This window comes from Xanthomonas sp. NCPPB 3569 (genome assembly GCF_041475645.2).
Classification (GTDB): Bacteria; Pseudomonadota; Gammaproteobacteria; order Xanthomonadales; family Xanthomonadaceae; genus Xanthomonas; species Xanthomonas phaseoli.
In genome coordinates this window covers 4642076-4660835 of record NZ_CM192969.1, presented here as the reverse complement: position 1 = coordinate 4660835, position 18760 = coordinate 4642076, and the positions used below count along the sequence as shown (strand labels likewise).

Below are 18760 nucleotides of genomic sequence, written 5' to 3'. Positions count from 1 at the left end.
CATGATCGTCGTCGATACCCTGCACAAGTCGTTCAAGACCAAGACCGGGCTGGTGAAAGCCGTCGACGGGGTCAGCTTCAGCGCCGCCGATGGCCAGATCACCGGCCTGCTCGGCCCCAATGGCGCCGGCAAGACCACCTCCTTGCGCATGCTCTACACGTTGATGGCGCCCGACCAGGGCAGCGTGGCTGTGGATGGCGTGGATGCCGCCCGCGACCCGGTAACGGTGCGCCGTGCACTCGGGGTGTTGCCGGACGCACGCGGCGTCTACAAGCGGCTGACCGCACGCGAGAACATTGCCTACTTCGGCCAGTTGCATGGCCTCTCGCGTGCGCAGATCGCGCAGCGCACGCAGCTGCTGGCCAGCGCGTTGGACATGGACGACATTCTCGACCGCCAGACCGAAGGCTTCAGCCAGGGCCAGCGCACCAAGACCGCGATTGCGCGCGCCCTGGTGCACGACCCGCGCAACGTGATCCTGGACGAGCCCACCAACGGCCTGGACGTGATGACCACCCGCGCCATGCGCGGTTTCCTGCAGCAGCTGCGTGCGGAGGGGCGCTGCGTGATCTTTTCCAGCCACATCATGCAGGAGGTCGCCGCGCTGTGCGACCGCATCGTCATCATCGCCAAGGGCAAGGTGGTCGCATCCGGCAGCGCCGACGAACTGCGCGCTGCCACCGGTGAACACAATCTGGAAGACGCCTTCGTCAAGGCGATCGGTTCGGACGAGGGACTGCACGCATGAGCACTACATCGTTGTTGTCCACGTTGTGGACGGTGCTGCGCAAGGAGTTGCGCGACATCTCGTGCGACCGGCGCACGCTGGCATTGGCGTTGCTGTTATCGCCGTTGCTGTACCCGATCCTGATCCTGGGCATGGGGGCCCTGAGCGAAAGCCGCGTGCGCACCCAAATCGACAAGCCGTTGGAGATCCCCACGCTCGGGCGCAGCAATGCCCCGAATCTGGTGCGATTTCTGGCCGCCCAAGGGCTCAATGCCGTGGATGCGCCAGCCGACCTGACCGCGGCGATTCGCAACCAGGATGTGGATGTGGCGCTGCGCATCAGCGACAGCTACGCCGAGGATTGGCGCGAAGGTCGGCCGGCGCTGGTGGAGATCATCAAGGACAGCACCCGCCGCGAGGCCGATGTGCCGAGCATGCGCCTGCAGGCCGCGCTCACCGGCTACAGCCAGCAGGTCGGCGCACTGCGGCTGCTGGCGCGCGGTATCGACGCGCAGGTTTCCAGGCCCCTGGAAGTGGCCGCGCAAGACCTGGCCACGGCCGAAGCCAAGCGCGGCCAGATGATGGCGATGCTGCTGCCGGTGTTGCTGGTGATCACCTCGTTTCTGGGTGGCGCGTCGTTGATTCTGGACGCCACCGCCGGCGAGCGCGAACGCCAGTCGCTGGAGCCGTTGCTGGCCACGCCTGCGCCGCGCAGCGCCATCGTCAGCGGCAAGATCACTGCGGCCTGCGTGATCGGCATGGTGTCGCTGTTGCTCACCTTGCTGGCATTCAAGCTGAGCGCGCAGCTCTCCACATCCAACCTGGGCCGCCAGCTCAATGTCGGTTTCATGCCGATGCTGCAGATGCTCTTCATCCTGGTGCCGATGCTGTTTGTCGGCACCTCGCTGCTGACCTATCTGGCCGCCGCGGCCAAGAGCATGAAGGAAGCGCAGGCGCACATGACCTGGTTGCTGCTGCTGCCGATGCTGCCGGGCTACGCGTTGATGGCCTATCCGCTGAAGACGCAGCTGTGGCATTTCGCGGTGCCGTTTCTGGCGCAGAACCAGATGCTGTTGAAGGTGATCCGTCACGAGACCATCAACCTGCAGACCTGGGCGGTGTATCTGCTGGCCGGTTTCGGGGTGGCGGCATTGCTGTGGTATGCGGCGGTGCGCCGCTATCACCAGGAGCGTCTGGCGATTTCGGGCTGAGGGTGTTGTGGTGGGTGTTTGCGGCAAGTCCCGGCGGCACCCTGCAACGCGCAACACCGACGTTGCATTGCCGCGGCAACACACCACCGCCACAACGCACCACCACAACGCAAAAGCCCGCATCGCTGCGGGCTTTTGCGTTTCCATGTCATCAACGACCCGGCGATCAATCGCCCGGATTGAACGACAGCGTACGCCGCGTGGTCACCGGTGCGGCCACCGGTTCGAAGCGCCAACGCTTGACCGCGTTGAGGGCTTCGCGGTCGAAAACGCGCGGCGGATTGGCGCGCAGCACGCGCGAGGCGGTGATCGAGCCGTCGGTGCCGACCGTCAGTTCCACCAGCACCTCGCCCGAGGTACCCGAGCGCAGTGCTTCGGCGGGGTAGCGCGGGGCCGGGGTGCTGATCGGACGCAGCGACTGCGCGGCCGGCGCGGCTGCAGCGGCGGCGGCTGGCGCCGGGCGCGGTGCCGCCGGCGTGGGTGCCGGCGCTTCGGCCTGGCGCCGTGCAGCGGCCTGGCGCTCGGCCTCGGCGGTCTGCTGGCGGGCCGCTTCCTGCTGGGCGGCAATCTGCTGGGCAGCGGCGGCCTCACGGCTCTGCTGCTCGGCCAGACGCTTCTGCTCGGCCGCCTGCTTGGCCTTGTCCTCGACCTGCTTCTTGGCCTGCTCGGCATCCTGCTCGGAGCGGTTGGCAGCGGTCTTCATTCCCGTTTCCAGGCCGCTCTTCAGGCGCGGCAATGCCGGTGCCTGCGGGTCGACCTTCTCGATCAACGCGATCAAGCGCTGCGCTTCGGGAAATTCTTCGCGGCTAATGCCTTGTTCGGCAGCGATCAGGGTATAGGGAAGCAGATCGGTCAGCGCGCTGTTGACGGTGGCGTCCTGCGGCTGCTTCTCGCGCAAGGCCAGGTAGTACTCCACCGCGTTGTCGCCGGCCGGGGCGTACATGCGGTTGTCCTGCAGCGCCTTGGTGGCAGATTCGCGCAATTGTTCGGCAGCCATCGACTGCACCTGCGGCGAGACCGCCGTGGCCGGCGTGGGTGCCGTTGCCGCCGGTGTGGCGCCGGTCGCCGGCGTGGTGGTGGCGGCCTTGTCTTCCTGCTTGGAGCAGGCGGCCAGGCCCACCAGCAAAATGACCGGCGCGATCCGGCGTGCCATACGGCCCTGTGTCAGATCCAACATGCGTCCCCCTTACCCCGAGTGCGAAAGATAACGTTGCTGCGGCGAGCGCCGGCCATTGTTCCCGCAATGGACGGCAATGCCGCAATCTAGCATTGCTGGGGCGGTCTAAGCCAAGGGTTGCGCTGCAGATCGCCGAAATTTATCCGGCCGGGGTCGCCATGACGTGCGGGGCCGGTGCGCGCGCGGCCGGTTCGGGCAGCGGCGGGGCAGGGCAGTAGCGCTGCAGGAAATCCGCGTGCGCGGGCAACCGTACCAGCGCCGCCTCCACCCGGGTGCGGATGGTCTCCAGAAAGCGGCCCAGCTCCGCACCGCCCATCAGGTCGGCCACCGGATGGTGCTGTTGCGGCACGATGCCCTGGCCCAGCATCACCTGCACCCAGGAGTTCTCCGCGAACAGCTCGTTGGCCTGATGGAAGACCCGCCCGCTCTGGCGGAACAACTCCACCCGGTGGCGCAGCGAATCGGGGATGTCCATGGCCGCGCAGTCGCGCCAGAACGGCGTGTCGCGGCGATCGGTGGCGTGGTAGTGCAGGATCACGAAATCCCGGATGTGGGTGATCTCCTGGGCCGCCTGACGGTTGTACTCGGCGATGTCGACCGCGTTGATCACCTGCGGAAAGGTCTGCAGCAGGCGGATGATGCCGCGCTGGATCAGATGGATGTTGGTCGATTCCAGCGGCTCTAGGAACCCGCTTGCCAGGCCCAGCGCCACGCAGTTCTTCTCCCACACGCGGTGGCGCTGGTTGGGCGTGAAGCGCAGCGGCCGCGGTTCGGTGAGCGCGCGCCCGGTGAGGTTGCGTTCCAGCACCGCACGGGCGCCATCCTGATCCATGTAGCGGCTGGAATACACGATGCCGTTCCCCACCCGGTGCTGCAGCGGAATGCGCCACATCCAGCCGGCCTGATCGGCGCGCGAACGGGTGTAGGTCACCGGCGGACCCACCGACTCGGTCTGCACCGCCAGCGCGCTGTCGGCGAACAACCAGCGCGACCAATCGTCGCTGCCCACGCCCAGCGTCTTGCCGATCAGCAGGCCGGCAAAGCCGGTGCAGTCGATGAACAGATCGCCTTCCACGCGGGCGCCGTTGTGCAGGGTCAGCGCGGTGAGGAAGCCGCTCTCCGGGTCGGTCTCGACCTGGCCGATACGCCCCTCGATGCGCTGCACCCCGAAGCCTTCGCTGAAGCGGCGCAGGAAGCGCGCGTACAGCCCGGCGTCCAGGTGGTAGGCGTAATTCATCCCGCCATTGGGCAGGTGCGCAAAACGGCCTTCCTGCGCCGCACGCAGTTCCAAGCAGTAGTCGCCGAAGTCGCGTGCCACCCCGCGCTGGCGCCCCTTCAACCAGAAATGCTGGAACCCGGCGCTCCAGTGGTCGGTCCCGGCATGCCCGAAGGAATGGATGTAGTGCTGGTCCACATCGCGCCAGTGTTCGAAGGCGATGCCGAGCTTGATGGTGGCCTGGGTGGCGGCCATGAACGCGGCTTCGTCGATTTCCAGCAAGCGGTGGAAGGTAACCAGGCTGGGGATGGTGGCTTCGCCTACCCCCACCGTGCCGATCTCGTCGGACTCCACCAGGGTGATCTGCAGGTGCCGGCCCAGCAATTTCGACAGCGCTGCCGCCGCCATCCAGCCGGCCGTGCCGCCACCGGCGATGACGACGTGGCGTACCGGGCGCTGTTGCGGGTCCGAAGGCGTGGTGTCGGGCATGGTCAAATCCTCAGCGATTCAAGCGTTGCAACAGCCGCGCACGCAGGCTGCGCGCGCTGGCGTCGTCCATCGGGGCCAGCACACCGCGCGCGGCATCGGGAAGATGCGCGGCGGTGCTGTCGTCGGACTCGAAGACATAGTGACGAAACACTTCCTGCCAGGTGGCGCGTTGTTCGGCCGGCAGGTCGCGGATGGTCAGCAGTGCCAGCATCAGCGCGTTCATCGGCGAATCCATGTAGGCCGGGCTCTGCCGCCACCAGAAGTTCACCAATACGTTGAAGCTCTCCAGCGCCTCGACGTGATGCCACCACATGCTGGGAATGAACAGCGCATCGCCCGGCGCCAGCTCGGCGACCAGGGCGTGGTCCAGCGCCTGCGCATAGCGCGGAAAACGCTGCAGGTCCGGTGCGGCGATATCCACCAGGCTGACCGGCTGCCCGGCCGGGGTGAGATCCAGCGGGCCGATGTAGAGATTGGCCAGCTGATCGGGCGGGAACAGCGTAAACCGGCGTCGCCCGGCGACCACGCAGGCCAGGTTGTCCGGCAGGTCCTGATGGGCGGCGATCCGGGTGCGGTTGCCGATCCAGATGCTGGCCAGCGGCGCGGCCTGCGGCAGCGCGATCGGGTTGGCTGCACGCAGGCCGGGCAGGTAGGTGTCCAGCGTGGTGGAGCCGACATAGATGGCCGGCGGCTGCGCGTTGTCCAGGTCGCGCAGCAAGGTGTCCAGCACCACGCCCAACGGCACGCGTTCGGGGCGGAAATTGAAGCCGCTCATGTCCGCGTTGTAGAAAAAGCGCCCACCGATCTCCGGTGGCCCAACTTGCGCCACCACTGCCTCGCCGCGGTCGAAACCACGCAGGTAAGTGGCAGCGGCCTGCGCAGAACTGGCGCCGGCGCGGGCCAGCGGCCAGTCGCGTACCAGCCCGCGCAGCACCAGCGGCGTGGTGGAGCGAAGGATGGCCGGGTCCAGCTGTTGCGGGTCCAGGCCGTGGCGTTCTTCGATGGCGCGTGGCTCAGCCGGCATGACGGCGGTTCATGCGTTCGAGCAGATGGCGCAATTGCGCAATCGAGGCCACCGCCATGTACAGCGGTTCCAGATCGCCGTGACGGTGCAGTTCGAGCAGCGCCGCATCATCGAGTGCGCGCAGGCGTTCTTCGTGCACGACATACAGCCCGGCCAGGCGACATTCCAGGCCGTTGTTCAAGGTGGCTTGGAACACGAAGGGCTCGAGCAGGTCGTAACGCAGCGCACGTTCGACAAAGCCCGTGCTGGCCACCAGGCCATCGTGCAGCGTGCGCAGCACCTGGCTGATGCGGTCGAGAAATTCGGTGGTGCCGCCGTGTTCGCGAAACAGCGGTTCGCCCTCGGTGCGGCTGATGCGTGGGCTGTCCAGGTCCACATGCACCATCGGCCCATCGGGCTGCTCGCCGATCAGGAACGGCTGGCGCTCAATCGCCAGCGGGATATAGGGCGCATCCCAGTGCGCGCCATCCAGGAACAGGTTTTCGCCCAGGCGTAATCCCAGCAATGCCAGCGGCTGGAAACTGCGCTCGCCGCTGCGATGGAACACGATGGGGTATTGCGCCTGCACCTGGCGAAATTCCTGCGGAAAGGTCGCCGCCGACATCACGTCATCGCCGTAGACGGCGCCGTGCGCGGTGATCACACGCAGATCGCGGTGATCGAGATTGTTCAACAACACAGCATTGGTCATGGGGATCGGCACAGCACGCGGGGCGCGTGGCCCATGCTTCAACGAATCGCCATTGCACGGCAAGCCCCGGATGCCTTCACGTCCTCGGGAGTGTGCAACGGCCGTGTACGTTCCCCGGCGGTCAAGCTGCCGGGGAACGTGCGGCTTGCTGTGGCGATGCAGTCAGTCCTGCATCGCCACAGCGGCATCACCAGAACTTGTAGCGCAGCCCCAGCATGTAGCGCGGGCCGGTCTGGGTGGCATAGATGATCTCGTTCTTCTGCCGGCCGTGCTGGCGCTGTATTTCGTTGGTGAGGTTGATCGCTTCCAGGCTCAGCGACAGGTTATCGGTCCACTGGTAGCCGATGCTCAGATCCAGCTGACCATAGGCTTCGGTGTAGACCGGGTTGGGCAGGCCACTGCCGTCAAAACGCGCGGCCAGGAACTCGTCGCGCCAGTTGTAGGCCGCACGCACCTGCCATTGTCCCTTGTCGTAGAAACCGACCAGGTTGGCCGAATCGCTCAACCCTTCCAGCGCGAACTGCTCGCCGATCACGTAGTTGTTGTAGGTCAGCCCGGAATCGACCTTGGTGTAGTTGGCCGACACGCCGAAACCGCTCTGGCCGAACATGTGCTGCACGTTGAATTCCCAACCATCCAGCGAGGCCGAACGCTGGTTGGCCGGCGCGGTGATGGAGAAGTTGGCGACCGGGTCGCCCGGCTGACCGCTGATCGTACCGGTGGCATTGCCATTGGTGTCGTCGGTTCCGCGGACCACGCCCGGCTGGCCGGCGAAGTTGCGGAAGATGTAGTTGCGGATGCAGGTCAGGTCGGCAGTGGCGCAGCCATTGGCCAGCGCCTGGTTCCAGTAGGCGCCGCCCACCGGCGTGTGCAGGCCGAGCGAGGTGTCGTTGCGGGTGGTGACGCCGACATAGTTGTCGATGTTCTTGCGGAAGAAGCCCACCGAGGCGTAGCTCGCGTCGCCGTAGTACCACTCCAGCGACAGGTCGATGTTGTGCGACAGCAATGGCTTGAGGCCGGGATTGCCTTCCTGGCCGGAGCCGCCTTCGATGCGGCCGATCTGGTTGAGCGTCTGCCCGCCCTGGATGTCGCCCCAGCCGGGTCGGCCGATGGTTTCGCCATAGCTGCCGCGCAGTACCAGGTCTTCGCGTAGCTTGAAGCTCAGGTCCAGGCTGGGCAGCCAGTATTCGTACTTGCCGCTGCAACCGGAGAACGCCGAGTCGGCCAGCCGGATCGGCAGCTCGTTGTTGGCGACCCAGTCGATGCCCACGGCCACCGGTACCAGCGCCCGCGCTTCCACCTTGGTTTCCTCGTAACGCACGCCGGCGGCCAGGCTGATCGGCACGCGCAGATCGTCCCAGCTATTGCCCCACTGCAGGTAGGCGTTCTTGGATTTTTCGGTCACGCGGCGGTCGGTGGTGAACACCGGCGAGATACGGTACAGCGACTCATCGCCAGCGGCTTGCGCAGCGGCCTGGCGCGCGCGCTCGAAGTCGAACAGGAACAGCTGGTTGAACTGTGCCGGATTGCCGCTGCCGTCGATCGCATCGAAGTACTGCGCAAACGAGCTGGGAATCCACAGGTCGTCCGGATAGTCGGCTGCCGTGCCGTTGCCGCCCCAGGTGTCGCGCTGCACATTGGAAAACGCCGAGCGGTTCTTGACCTCGGTGCTGCCGATGCCGAACTTCAACTGCGAATAGTTTTCGAAGGTGAAGTCGCCGTTGACCTGCGCCTGATCGATTTCCGACTTCATGTAGCTATTGCGGAACGCCGAGCCGGTGACCAGCGTGCGCGACGGATCCAGGCCATTGAGCCCGAAGCCCAGCTGCTGCTGCAGCACCGGGAAATCCTTGCTGAAATCCACCACCGAGGTGCCGCGGTAGAAACCGGACACGCCCAGCGAGTTGCTCGACCCGTACGGGCTGTCCGCGCCGGCTTCGGCAGTGGAGCGGTGGATGTCGAAGTTGAGCTTGAACTGGTCGTTCACCGCCCAATCCACGTTGAAACCCAGCGACTTGTTCTGGTTGCGCGTGGCCGCATTGGAGCCGGCGGTGGCCAGATCGCTGGTGGGCGGATTGACGATTTCCGAATAGGTAATCGGGCCTGCGACCGGTCCCTTGGTCCAGGAGCTGGCGGACGGTCCGTAGTTGAACCACACCGACATCTCGTTGCGCTGCTGCTGGATCTCGTTTTCCGAGTAGGTGTAATCCAGCGTGGTGGTGATGTTGTCCAGCGGCTTGTACTGCAGCACCAACTGGCCGTTGGTGCGCTGGCGTTCGACGCCGACCACGCGGTAGTTGAGGTTCTGCGGCACCGAATAGATATCGTTCGGCCCGGGGCGGTTGACGATGTTTTCCGAACCCGGTGCACCGGGCTGCGGAATGGTGCCGTAGGCGGTGGAATCGCCACGGAATGCGCGCCAGCCATTGGGCACGCCGACCTGGCTGTAGCCGAAGTCGCGTTCCTGGTAGCTGCCGCTCAGCGACACGCCGAAGCGCCCGTCGGCCGAGGTGTTGCTGAAAATGCCGGAAATTTCCGGCGTCAGCGAATCGCCCTGCAAGCGGCCGGGCAGATTCTCGTTGGAAGAATCATGCACACCCTTGAGGCCCACGTTGGCATGCATGCCGGGGTTATCCAGCGGCCGGGCGGTCTTGATGTTGATGGTCGCGCCGATACCGCCGGTAGGCGTGCTGGCACGGCTGGTCTTGAACACCTCGATGCCGGAGATCGACTCGGACGCCAGGTTGGCGAAGTCGAACGCGCGCGAGTTGGAAGCATTGGATTCTTCGATGCTGGCGCCCGGCATCTGGCGGCCGTTCAACAGCACCAGGTTGAAGTCCGGGCCGACGCCACGCACGGTGACGCGCGAGCCTTCGCCCAGCGAGCGGTCGATCGACACACCGCTGATGCGCTGCAACGATTCGGCCAGGTTGGTATCGGGGAACTTGCCGATGTCTTCGGCCACGATGCCGTCGACGATGCCTTGCGCATCGCGTTTGACGTTCATCGACGAGGTAAGGCTGCCGCGAATACCGCTGACCTGGACGGTATCGAGGGTGGCGGGATCGGCCTGACTGGAACCCGGGACAGTGGATGCCGACTGCGGCGCCGGCGCGGTCTGCGCGGCCAGCGGAGTCGACAAGGCGAACAGCAGGGCAGACGTCAAGCGCCGCGTGCGCGGCAGGGTGCGAGTCTCTCTCACGGTAGTTGCTTCCCCAAACAGAAGATAAGGCCGGCCCCAGGCGGGACAGGCAAAGGTCAATGGAACAATCGAGCATTTGTTATTGCGGTCTTAACAAAGTCAATTTGCACTGCAGCATCGGCCGCGACCCTGTCGCGTCACACATCGTTCCACCGAGCGAGGCGTGTCATGCAGCCGGATGCAAACGCTTGGCCTTACCATCGCGCTTGGATGGCAACGTATCTCGATAGGCGATGGCACCGATATCGCGGGCACACGCCTCGGATGCGCGCCTGGCAAGCGGGTTGGTCAGCGGCGAATGCGTCGCCGGCCGGATGCGTGCATGCCAGGCAGTTGCCTTGAGTTCGGTCTGCCGCAACGACCCCACCTTCGACTGGAGCGCACAATGATCGATCTGTATTACTGGCCTACGCCCAACGGGCACAAAGTCACGCTGTTTCTGGAAGAGGCCGGGCTGCAGTACGCCCTCAAGCCGGTGGACATCGGCAAGGGCGAGCAATTCGAACCTGCATTCCTGCAGATTTCGCCCAACAACAAGATGCCGGCCATCGTCGACCATGCACCGGCCGATGGCGGCGGTGCGCAGAGCGTGTTCGAGTCCGGCGCGATCCTGCTGTATCTGGCCGAGAAGACCGGCTGCTTCCTGCCGCGCGATGCCCGCGGCCGGATCGCTGCACTGGAATGGCTGTTCTGGCAGATGGGCGGGCTGGGCCCGATGAGCGGCCAGATGGGTCACTTCAACGTCTACGCACCGGAAAAGATTGCTTACGCGATCGAGCGCTACAACGCCGAGGTGCGTCGCCTGCATGGCGTGCTCGACAAGCGCCTGGCCGACCACGCCTTCCTGGCGGGAGATGACTACGGCATCGCCGACATGGCCAGCTATCCGTGGATCGAAGTGTATGGCGACCTCAAGCCGGACTACGCCGCCTTTCCGCATCTCAAGCGCTGGCACGACGCCATCGCCGCCCGCCCGGCCACCCAGCGCGCCTATGCGCTCAAGGAGCAGGTCAATCCCAATGCCGGCAAGCCGCTCAGCGATGAAGAGCGCAAGCACCTGTTCGGCAAGCGCTGAGGCGTAGGGCTTGGGCAGGGGCGGAGGCTGCGTGCGGAAGCGGAGTGCTGAAGCGCGGTGCTGTCGGGGCTGCGCCAGGGTCTGCTGCGCAGGTGGTCGCACTGCATTGCATCGCTTCATGCAGTCACGCAGTCAGACACCGCACTACGCAGCGGTTCAATCGCACAACACAGGCGGCGCCCGCCCGCATCCGGCGCAACGCGCCACTTTCTCCCGGCAGAAAAAGCCAGCGAGAGCCCCTCTGCCCTCGGGAGAGGGGTTGGGGTGAGGGTACGGATCTCGCATCAAATCCGCACTCACCCATCACCGGATCCACCTCAAACCCGCGATGGTCGATCCGCAGCGCGCGTAAACGTCTATCGGCACCCACGCTGGCCTGTGCACGACAACATCCGCGATACAACGCAGCATCGTGCGCACCGTCTTTCAATTGCCACACACAAGACCGCTGCACTTCTCAAATAGCGCACGCCCCCGCATCCTGTGCGCAATCGTCAGACAGGATCATCGATGCGCGCCCTGTTGGTCACCCTTGCCCTCATGCTCAGCACCATTCCCATGGCCCACGCCGAAAAACTCACCCTGGAGGCCATCACCGGCCCGTTGCCGCTTTCCGGTCCCACGTTGATGAAGCCCAAGGTGGCGCCGGACGGCTCGCGCGTGACCTTCCTGCGCGGCAAGGACAGCGATCGCAATCAGCTGGATCTGTGGGAATACGACATTGCCAGCGGCCAGACGCGCCTGTTGGTCGATTCAAAAATCGTGTTGCCCGGCACCGAGGTCTTGAGCGATGTCGAAAAAGCACGTCGTGAACGTCAGCGCATCGCCGCATTCACCGGCATCGTCGATTACCAATGGGCACCGGATGCGCAAGCGCTGCTGTTCCCGCTAGGTGGCGAGTTGTACCTGTACGACCTGCGCAAGACCGGCGCGGCCGCGGTACGCAAGCTCACCCACGGGGAAGGCTTTGCCACCGACGCCAAGCTCTCGCCCAAGGGCGGTTTCGTCAGCTTCGTGCGCGAACGCAACGTGTGGGTCATCGAGTTGGCCAACGGCAACGCGCTGCAGCTGACCCACGATGGTAGCGAGACCATCGGCAATGGCGTGGCCGAATTCGTTGCCGATGAAGAAATGGACCGTCACACCGGCTATTGGTGGGCGCCGGACGACTCGGCGATCGCCTTTGCGCGCATCGACGAATCACAGGTGCCCGTGCAAAAGCGCCCGGAAGTGTATGCCGACCATACCGAGGTGATCAGCCAGCGCTATCCGCAGGCCGGTCAGCCGAATGTCGCGGTGCAACTGGGCGTGATCGCACCGCGCGCCAAGGCGACCCCGCGCTGGATCGACCTGGGCAAGAACCCGGACATCTATCTGGCGCGCGTGGACTGGCGCGATGCACAGCGCCTGACCTTCCAGCGGCAGTCGCGCGACCAGAAAACCCTTGAGTTGATCGAAACCACGCTGGGCAGTGGCGCGCAGCGCGCGCTCATCACCGAAACCTCGCCCAGCTGGGTGCCGCTCAGCAACGACCTGCGGTTCCTCAAGGATGGCCGCTTTCTCTGGAACTCCGAGCGCAGCGGCTACGAGCATCTGTATCTCGCATCCGAAGACGGCCGCACGTTGACGCCCTTGACCTCCGGCAACTGGGTGGTCGATGCCTTGCTCGCCGTCGACGAACAGGCCGGCACGGTGTATTTCGCCGCGAGTAAGGACGGGCCTACCCAAACCCATATTTACGCCGTCCCCCTGGCCGGTGGCGCGATCGAAAAGCGCTCCAACACCAACGGCACGCACGCGGCCAGTTTCGCAAGCAACGCCAGCGTGTACGTCGATACCTGGTCCAACACCACCACGCCGCCGCAGATCGAGTTGTTCCGCGCCAGTGGCGAAAAGATCGCCACGCTGCTGAAGAACGACCTGAGCGATCCGCAGCATCCTTACGCCACCTACCGCGATGCGCAGCGCCCGATCGCATTCGGCACGCTCACCGCCGCCGACGGCAAGACATCGCTGCATTACCGGCTGACCACGCCGGAGCACTTCGATCCGGCCAAGCGTCACCCGGTCATCGTTTACGTGTACGGTGGCCCGGCGGCGCAGACCGTGCTCGATGCCTGGCCCAGCCGCGGCGATGCCTTGTTCGACCAGTACCTGGCCCAGCGCGGGTACGTGGTGTTTTCGCTGGACAACCGCGGCACTCCGCGGCGCGGACGTGCGTTCGGTGGCGCGCTGTACGGCAGGCAGGGCACGGTGGAAGTGGACGACCAGTTGCAAGGCGTGGCCTGGCTCAAGCAACAGCCTTGGGTGGATGCCAAGCGCATCGGCGTGCAGGGCTGGTCCAACGGCGGCTACATGACCCTGATGCTGCTGGCCAAGCAAAGCGACGCCTATGCCTGTGGCGTGGCCGGCGCACCGGTTACCGATTGGGGCCTGTACGACACGCATTACACCGAGCGTTACATGGACCTGCCGGCGCGCAACGCCGCAGGCTACCGCGACGCACGCATCGCCACGCATCTGGATGGCCTGCGCGCCAAGCTGCTGCTGATCCACGGCATGGCCGACGACAACGTGCTGTTCACCAATTCGACCGCGCTGATGAGCGCGCTGCAGCAACGCGGCACCCCGTTCGAATTGATGACGTATCCCGGTGCGAAGCATGGGTTGTCGGGTGCAACGGCGCTGCATCGTTACAAGACTGCCGAAGCGTTCTTGCAGCGCTGCCTGATGCCGGCGCAGGACTGAGAATGGCTTAGCAAGCGTAGCCAGCAGTGGCCAACTGGGCGAGGACAGCGCACAGCAACTGAAGCGTACCCGTACTGCGGTAATTTCGAGTATTACCGCGCCTACCTGGCGGCTGTGCAGTCGTTGTCAGCTGCTGTGCGTCGTTAACGATGCGCCGTACCGATCACCCGCGTTCCCAGCGTTCGCATAAGGCGTGCCATGTCCGGGCCACCACCGCTTCCCCAAGCAGCACCGCAACGCCTGCGTGCTAACCGGCACTGACGCGGGCCGTGCCTGGCATTGGTGTGACGCTGCTTGTGCGCCTGGCGCTGCCGATGGATGGTGTGCTCTGCGTGATCACTGCAGCGTTGAAATCCAGCGACGTGTATCGCGACGCGCTGCAGATCGCCAGGACCGATGCACAGGTCGTGCAACGGCTGGGCACGCCAATCAACGAAGACGTCTTGATCAACGGCGGCATTCGTTATTCCGGTCCCACCGGCGAGGTGCATTTCAGCGTCGGGCTGCCCGGCCCGCGCGGCAAGGGCCGCGTGCAGGTGGGGGCCGCGCGCAGGCATGGCCGTTGGACTTATCAGACGCTGACCTTCGCCGGCATTGATGAGGCCCGATCGATGTGTTGCCGGCCATGGCATCGCCACCGCAGCCCTACCTGCCATGACCTAAGGCAGATTGCCGCGGCCGTTGCAGATGGGTAGGGTCGCGCTACTCAATTCGCGGATCTGCCTCATGAAGCCACTCGTTCTCGCCGTTGCGCTGGCGCTCGGTTCCTCGTTGCCGTTGCAGGCACAGACTGGCAAGACTGCGCCGACACAACCCGCCAGCCCGGCCTGGGTACAGACCAGCAACGGCTATGCGCAGATCCTGCTCAACGCGCAGGCGCCGTTCCAGCCCGAATACGCCAGCTTCTTCGGCGTGCCCGGCTACGACGATCAGGTCGTCGACCTGGGTCCGGACAACGCCGCGCGTTATCGCGATGCCATGCGCAAGGCGCGCGCCACGCTGCAAGCCAAGCTGGCCACCGAGCGCGATGCCAACGTGCGCCAAGACCTGCAGATCATGATCGGTGCGGCCGAGCAGAACATCGAAGGCAGCGAGCTCAACGAGCGCTATCTGTTGCCCTGGAGCGACGCTCCCGAGGTGGTCTTCAGTGGCCTCAACGGGCTGCTCTCCGACCAGACCGTGCCCGAGCGCCGCGCCAAGGCGCTGGATCGCCTCAAGCGCTACGTCGGCCTGGTGCCGGGAAGCACGCCCACCACCACGCTGGCGCGCCAGCGCTACGAGGAAAAGCTGGGCAACACCGCGTTGCTGCAGCCCACCCAGCGCGAAGTGGAGCAGGCGCTGGCCAATGTGGACACCTACGTCGCCGGGATCGGCGAGCTGTTCGCCAAGTACAAGATCGCCGGCGCCGACGAGGCGCTCAAGGCCATGTCCACGCAACTGAAGGACTACGCCACCTGGACGCGCAGCACCGTGCTGCCCAAGGCGCGCAAGGACACCCGTCTGCCCGAGCCGCTCTACGCGTTTCAGCTCAAGCAGGTCGGCATCGACATCGCCCCGCAGCAGCTGATCCAGCGCGCGCAACTGGAGTTCATGGAGACCCGCTCGGCCATGCGCCAGCTGGCGCCGCTGGTGGCCAAGGGCGTGCAGGGCGGCGATTATGTGCAGGTGATCCGCGCGCTCAAGGGCAACAAGATCGCCGACGACCAGCTGGAAACCCACTACCGCGGCGTGATCGATCAGATCGACCCGATCATCCGCCAGCAGCGCATCGTCGATGTGCCCAACCGCCCGATGCAGATGCGCCTGGGCAGCGCCGCCGAAAGCGCGGCGCAACCGGCCCCGCATTTCCTGCCGGCCCCGCTGATCGGCAATACCGGCCAGCAGGGCCAGTTCGTGTTGCCGCTGGGCAACCCGACCGCCGATGGCGCCAAGAAAGAGCAGTACGACGACTTCAACTTCGGCTCGGCCGCCTGGACGCTCAGCGCCCACGAAGGCCGCCCCGGCCACGAACTGCAGTTCACCGCCATGGTCGAACGCGGCGTGTCGCTGGCGCGCAGCATGTTTGCCTTCAACTCGGTCAACGTCGAAGGCTGGGCGCTGTATGCCGAAGCGGAGATGGTGCCGTACGAACCGCTCGACGGCCAGCTCATCGCCCTGCAGTTCCGCCTGCTGCGCGCCGCCCGCGCCATGCTCGACCCGATGCTCAACCTGGGCCTGATCGACCGCGAACGCGCGCGCCAGGTACTGGAAGACGACGTCGGCCTGTCGCCGGCCATGACCCGTCAGGAACTGGACCGCTACACCGTCCGCGCCCCCGGCCAGGCCGGCAGCTATTTCTACGGCTACACCCGCATCCTCGAACTGCGCATGCGCACCGAACTGGCCCTGGGCAAGAAGTTCGACCGCCTGGCCTTCAACAACTTCCTGCTCGACCAGGGCCTGCTGCCACCGGACCAGCTGGCCAAGGCGGTGGAGACGCAGTTCATTCCTGCGCAACAGAAGTAATTACGGTACTCGCTGCTCAAGGTGCCACCTTCTGGCAGACAACCACCTGACCAGATCGCGCGCTGAAACGCGCGATCTGGTTCCGGGCTGTATTGGGAACGTACGTAGCTAACTCTCGTGTGCAACTCACCAGCCATGGGCAGGCGGTAAGGTATGGCTGACATCGTCGTTGTCGATCAGCCGCGTCATCGTCCTACATCACACGCGTCGGTGTCTGTGCGATCATCTCCGGTTGCGCATCCAGCGCATGCAACTGTTGCTGGCTCTCTTGCAACGGCGGTGCCTCCGCCGCCAGATCCACTTTGGTGCGGAAACCGGGCGTATTGCCGACGATCCAGGCATTGCCGTCGTGCACGGTCACGCTGCGCAGCTGGTTGACGTCGACGATACCAGCGCGTTGGGCCTCGACGGTGGCATGCATGGCCATCGCATCGGAGGTACCTTCGGGTAACTTGCTATGGATGGGGCGGTACAACGGATCATTGGACATGGCCGCCGCGCCCGGATCTACGCAGCGCTCTGGGGTATTGCCCAGCGGCAGCTTCCAACCAGGCGCCACATAGACCGGCTTATCTTCGCGCGCCATGCGCTGTTGCGTTTCCTTCCAGCGCTCGGCCGCCATCTCCGCCGCGCCGGCACCAGGGGCCAGCGTGCCACGTAGGTGGTTGATGGCATCGGGCAAGTTCATCGATTGGGCGCTGCGCGATGCCAGGGTCAGGCCGCCGCGCATCAACGCTACATCATCGCGGTACTTGTCGATCATCGGTGCGTATTGCTGCGCCAGCTGTTGCGACCTGGGATCTTCCAGCACCGAGCGATCTGGTTTGCCATTGCCGTCAACGGGCAGAAAGTTATGCATGCGATGCGAGTCGCCCAACTCCACAGCGACCAGAGGGTTGCGGTCATCCAGCACACTGCGGTCGTTGGCATACCCGGCTTTCTGCAATGTGGCGACTTCTTGTGGCGTGGCGTAGATCTTGACCTGGCCATAGTGCTTGCTGGCGGCGCTGACCGCATCGCCAGCCATCACATGGTTGATGACATCGTGACCGCCTTCGGAAATGCGCCGGTCCAGGCTTACCGCGCCATAGGCGTTGAAGGTCTCGCCTTTGAGGCCGAAGTGGTGTGCGGTCACCTGGGCCAAGTCGCCGCCAAGCGAGTGGCCGGTGACGGTGACGTCGGGGACTTCGCCGTCCTTGCCGATTTTTTGCGCGTAGACCAACGCATGCTTGGTCAACTCAATTGCTTCAGCGGCCTGGCGATTGTGACGTGCTGCGACCATGCCGCCATCGGTGTAGACACCATCCTGTTTAAGCTCACGCTCAGTCTCGGTGCCGCGATGGGCGACGATGATCTCGTTGGTGTCGATCCGCTGATAGACCATACCTTGATAGCCTGAAGGGCTGTCTACATACTCAAGGCGCTTATAAGTAATGCCGCCAATATTTACAGGTCGACTAACCGGGTCTGTCTCTCGCGGCTCCTGATAAACATCATCAGAGAGAGCGGCATATTGCTGGCTCGTAAGGCTCATGGGGTCACCTTTTCAGTAGTCAGGGTGACTTTAAAGACTTCATTGCGGGCATTGTCATTAAATTGGTCGATTCTTGATCTGCCGCTATCAGGGAAGTTGTCGACATCTTCCTTTGGGTAACGTCCCTTCCAAAAGTAAGTGACCTTTGGAGCTTGGCTGTAAATCTCGTTCTTAAATAGGGCCGGCTGAAAGCGGGTGTCTTCATGCCTTTCGGTCGCTTTCAGGGAGATCCCAACCCCGTCTAACTCAAAAGAACACGTCCCCTTGCCATAATAGTCCGCATCTACCATGCCATCGGCATAGATCGTGCCAACATACGTGGATGCATTTATCCTCTCAAAGTGGATGGGGATGCCGTCTTCATCAGACTTGTTCCACACGCCGGCAATAGGCTCGATTGGTGTGCATTGCTTGTGGTTGGTCATCTGGTAGAACGCCGTACCCGAGATCCACTCGAACGGCCCGGGCGCATCCTCGATTGTCATCGTGAGCCGGTACGCTTGCGTCGGATGCGGGTTCTTCCGGTAAGTCGGATCGCTGGTCGTCGCATCAGCTTTTGAGGACGGGGTAGTCATCGGTTTGCATCCTGCAAGGAGAAAGGGCATGAGGAGGAAAGCGAAACGGCCGATAATCTTGGGGTTCATTGGAGATGCTTTCGCTGCCTGTGCGCATCGAGCAATAGAGGGTACGCTGTTTTGGCCTGGGTATGCTCGATCAGGCCATTAGCTGCGCGCTTGATTACCATATCTTCCCGGTCCTAGATGCCTCGCTCGTGGATAAAGCATGCGGAGCCTAGCGCTCGCTCAGCGCCACGACTAAAGCCAATCGGAGCGACGCTGCTTGTTGCCTCAGGGTCATCTCGAATCCACTCGCTGATTGCTCAGCGCGAATTTTACTTAGATTTCTTCAAGGCGTGCCTTATAGGTGTAGTCACGCACGAGATCGCGTGTACCGCCTAGCAGGCTGGTGAACTACGATTTCGACCTGCCGACTGGAGAAGGGCAGCTTCTCTGCCAATTCTGAGCCTCCGACAGATGTACAGAAAGCTGCATATCGCGCGCAGGAGTACCGTTGTTGAACCTTCTTCGAGCAGTTGCCAAGGCCCATTCGAAGTATTTCAGCAGCCTGCTAACGCCTTCGGATAGATTTTACGCTGCCAAA

Annotated in this window: 14 protein-coding genes; 6 read left to right on the top strand and 8 right to left on the bottom strand. The window is 64.2% G+C overall.

The annotated features are described in order from the left end of the window. Position 1: 1 nt before the first annotated feature. Complete coding sequence (locus ACCQ03_RS20140) at positions 2 to 748, top strand: ABC transporter ATP-binding protein (RefSeq protein WP_057678939.1); 747 nt, start codon at positions 2 to 4, stop codon at positions 746 to 748. Further along, complete coding sequence (locus ACCQ03_RS20135) at positions 745 to 1938, top strand: ABC transporter permease (protein WP_057678938.1); 1194 nt, start codon at positions 745 to 747, stop codon at positions 1936 to 1938. Before ACCQ03_RS20140 ends, ACCQ03_RS20135 begins: the two co-directional genes overlap by 4 nt. Before the next feature lie 166 nt (positions 1939 to 2104). On the opposite strand, the gene ACCQ03_RS20130 is transcribed toward ACCQ03_RS20135, so the two are convergent. The 6 genes from ACCQ03_RS20130 to ACCQ03_RS20105 form a co-directional block, all read right to left on the bottom strand. Further along, positions 2105 to 3115: an energy transducer TonB gene (locus ACCQ03_RS20130; protein ID WP_039574372.1), complete on the bottom strand. Its 1011-nt coding sequence runs from the start codon at positions 3113 to 3115 to the stop codon at positions 2105 to 2107. Between the two features lie 139 nt (positions 3116 to 3254). Beyond that, entirely contained in the window at positions 3255 to 4820 is a 1566-nt protein-coding gene (locus ACCQ03_RS20125; protein ID WP_057677606.1) for a tryptophan halogenase family protein, read from the bottom strand. A gap of 10 nt (positions 4821 to 4830) precedes the next feature. Beyond that, on the bottom strand, positions 4831 to 5844 hold the full coding sequence (locus ACCQ03_RS20120; RefSeq protein ID WP_057677605.1) for a cupin-like domain-containing protein: 1014 nt from the start codon (positions 5842 to 5844) through the stop codon (positions 4831 to 4833). Continuing rightward, the gene (locus ACCQ03_RS20115; RefSeq protein ID WP_057677608.1) at positions 5834 to 6535 is read right to left on the bottom strand and encodes a SapC family protein; all 702 of its coding nucleotides are present in this window, start codon (positions 6533 to 6535) and stop codon (positions 5834 to 5836) included. The genes ACCQ03_RS20120 and ACCQ03_RS20115 overlap by 11 nt, the downstream gene beginning before the upstream one ends. A 187-nt stretch (positions 6536 to 6722) precedes the next feature. After that, entirely contained in the window at positions 6723 to 9737 is a 3015-nt protein-coding gene (locus ACCQ03_RS20110) for a TonB-dependent receptor (RefSeq protein ID WP_209227894.1), read from the bottom strand. Between the two features lie 166 nt (positions 9738 to 9903). Next, positions 9904 to 10095 (bottom strand): hypothetical protein, encoded by a 192-nt coding sequence (locus ACCQ03_RS20105; RefSeq protein WP_057677603.1) that lies wholly within the window; start codon positions 10093 to 10095, stop codon positions 9904 to 9906. Between the two features lie 27 nt (positions 10096 to 10122). On the opposite strand from ACCQ03_RS20105, the gene ACCQ03_RS20100 reads away from it, so the two are divergent. From ACCQ03_RS20100 to ACCQ03_RS20085, 4 genes are all read left to right on the top strand, one after another. After that, positions 10123 to 10812, top strand: coding sequence for a glutathione binding-like protein (locus tag ACCQ03_RS20100; RefSeq protein ID WP_209227891.1), 690 nt, complete (start codon positions 10123 to 10125; stop codon positions 10810 to 10812). Between the two features lie 510 nt (positions 10813 to 11322). Then, positions 11323 to 13560, top strand: a complete 2238-nt coding sequence (locus ACCQ03_RS20095) for a S9 family peptidase (RefSeq protein WP_057687155.1) — start codon at positions 11323 to 11325, stop codon at positions 13558 to 13560. 284 nt (positions 13561 to 13844) lie between these two features. Continuing rightward, positions 13845 to 14255: a cytochrome c oxidase assembly factor Coa1 family protein gene (locus tag ACCQ03_RS20090; RefSeq protein WP_237377058.1), complete on the top strand. Its 411-nt coding sequence runs from the start codon at positions 13845 to 13847 to the stop codon at positions 14253 to 14255. A 31-nt stretch (positions 14256 to 14286) separates the two neighbouring features. After that, entirely contained in the window at positions 14287 to 16065 is a 1779-nt protein-coding gene (locus ACCQ03_RS20085) for a DUF885 domain-containing protein (RefSeq protein WP_057687154.1), read from the top strand. Positions 16066 to 16258: 193 nt separating this feature from the next. Here ACCQ03_RS20085 and ACCQ03_RS20080 read toward each other — a convergent pair whose 3' ends face one another. Together ACCQ03_RS20080 and ACCQ03_RS20075 are read right to left on the bottom strand one after the other, a co-directional pair. Beyond that, a complete protein-coding gene (locus ACCQ03_RS20080; RefSeq protein ID WP_209227889.1) occupies positions 16259 to 17599 on the bottom strand; it encodes a Tle-like phospholipase domain-containing protein in 1341 nt (446 codons plus the stop codon). Further along, positions 17596 to 18243 (bottom strand): hypothetical protein, encoded by a 648-nt coding sequence (locus ACCQ03_RS20075; protein ID WP_372359831.1) that lies wholly within the window; start codon positions 18241 to 18243, stop codon positions 17596 to 17598. The genes ACCQ03_RS20080 and ACCQ03_RS20075 overlap by 4 nt, the downstream gene beginning before the upstream one ends. Between the last annotated feature and the right edge of the window lie 517 nt (positions 18244 to 18760).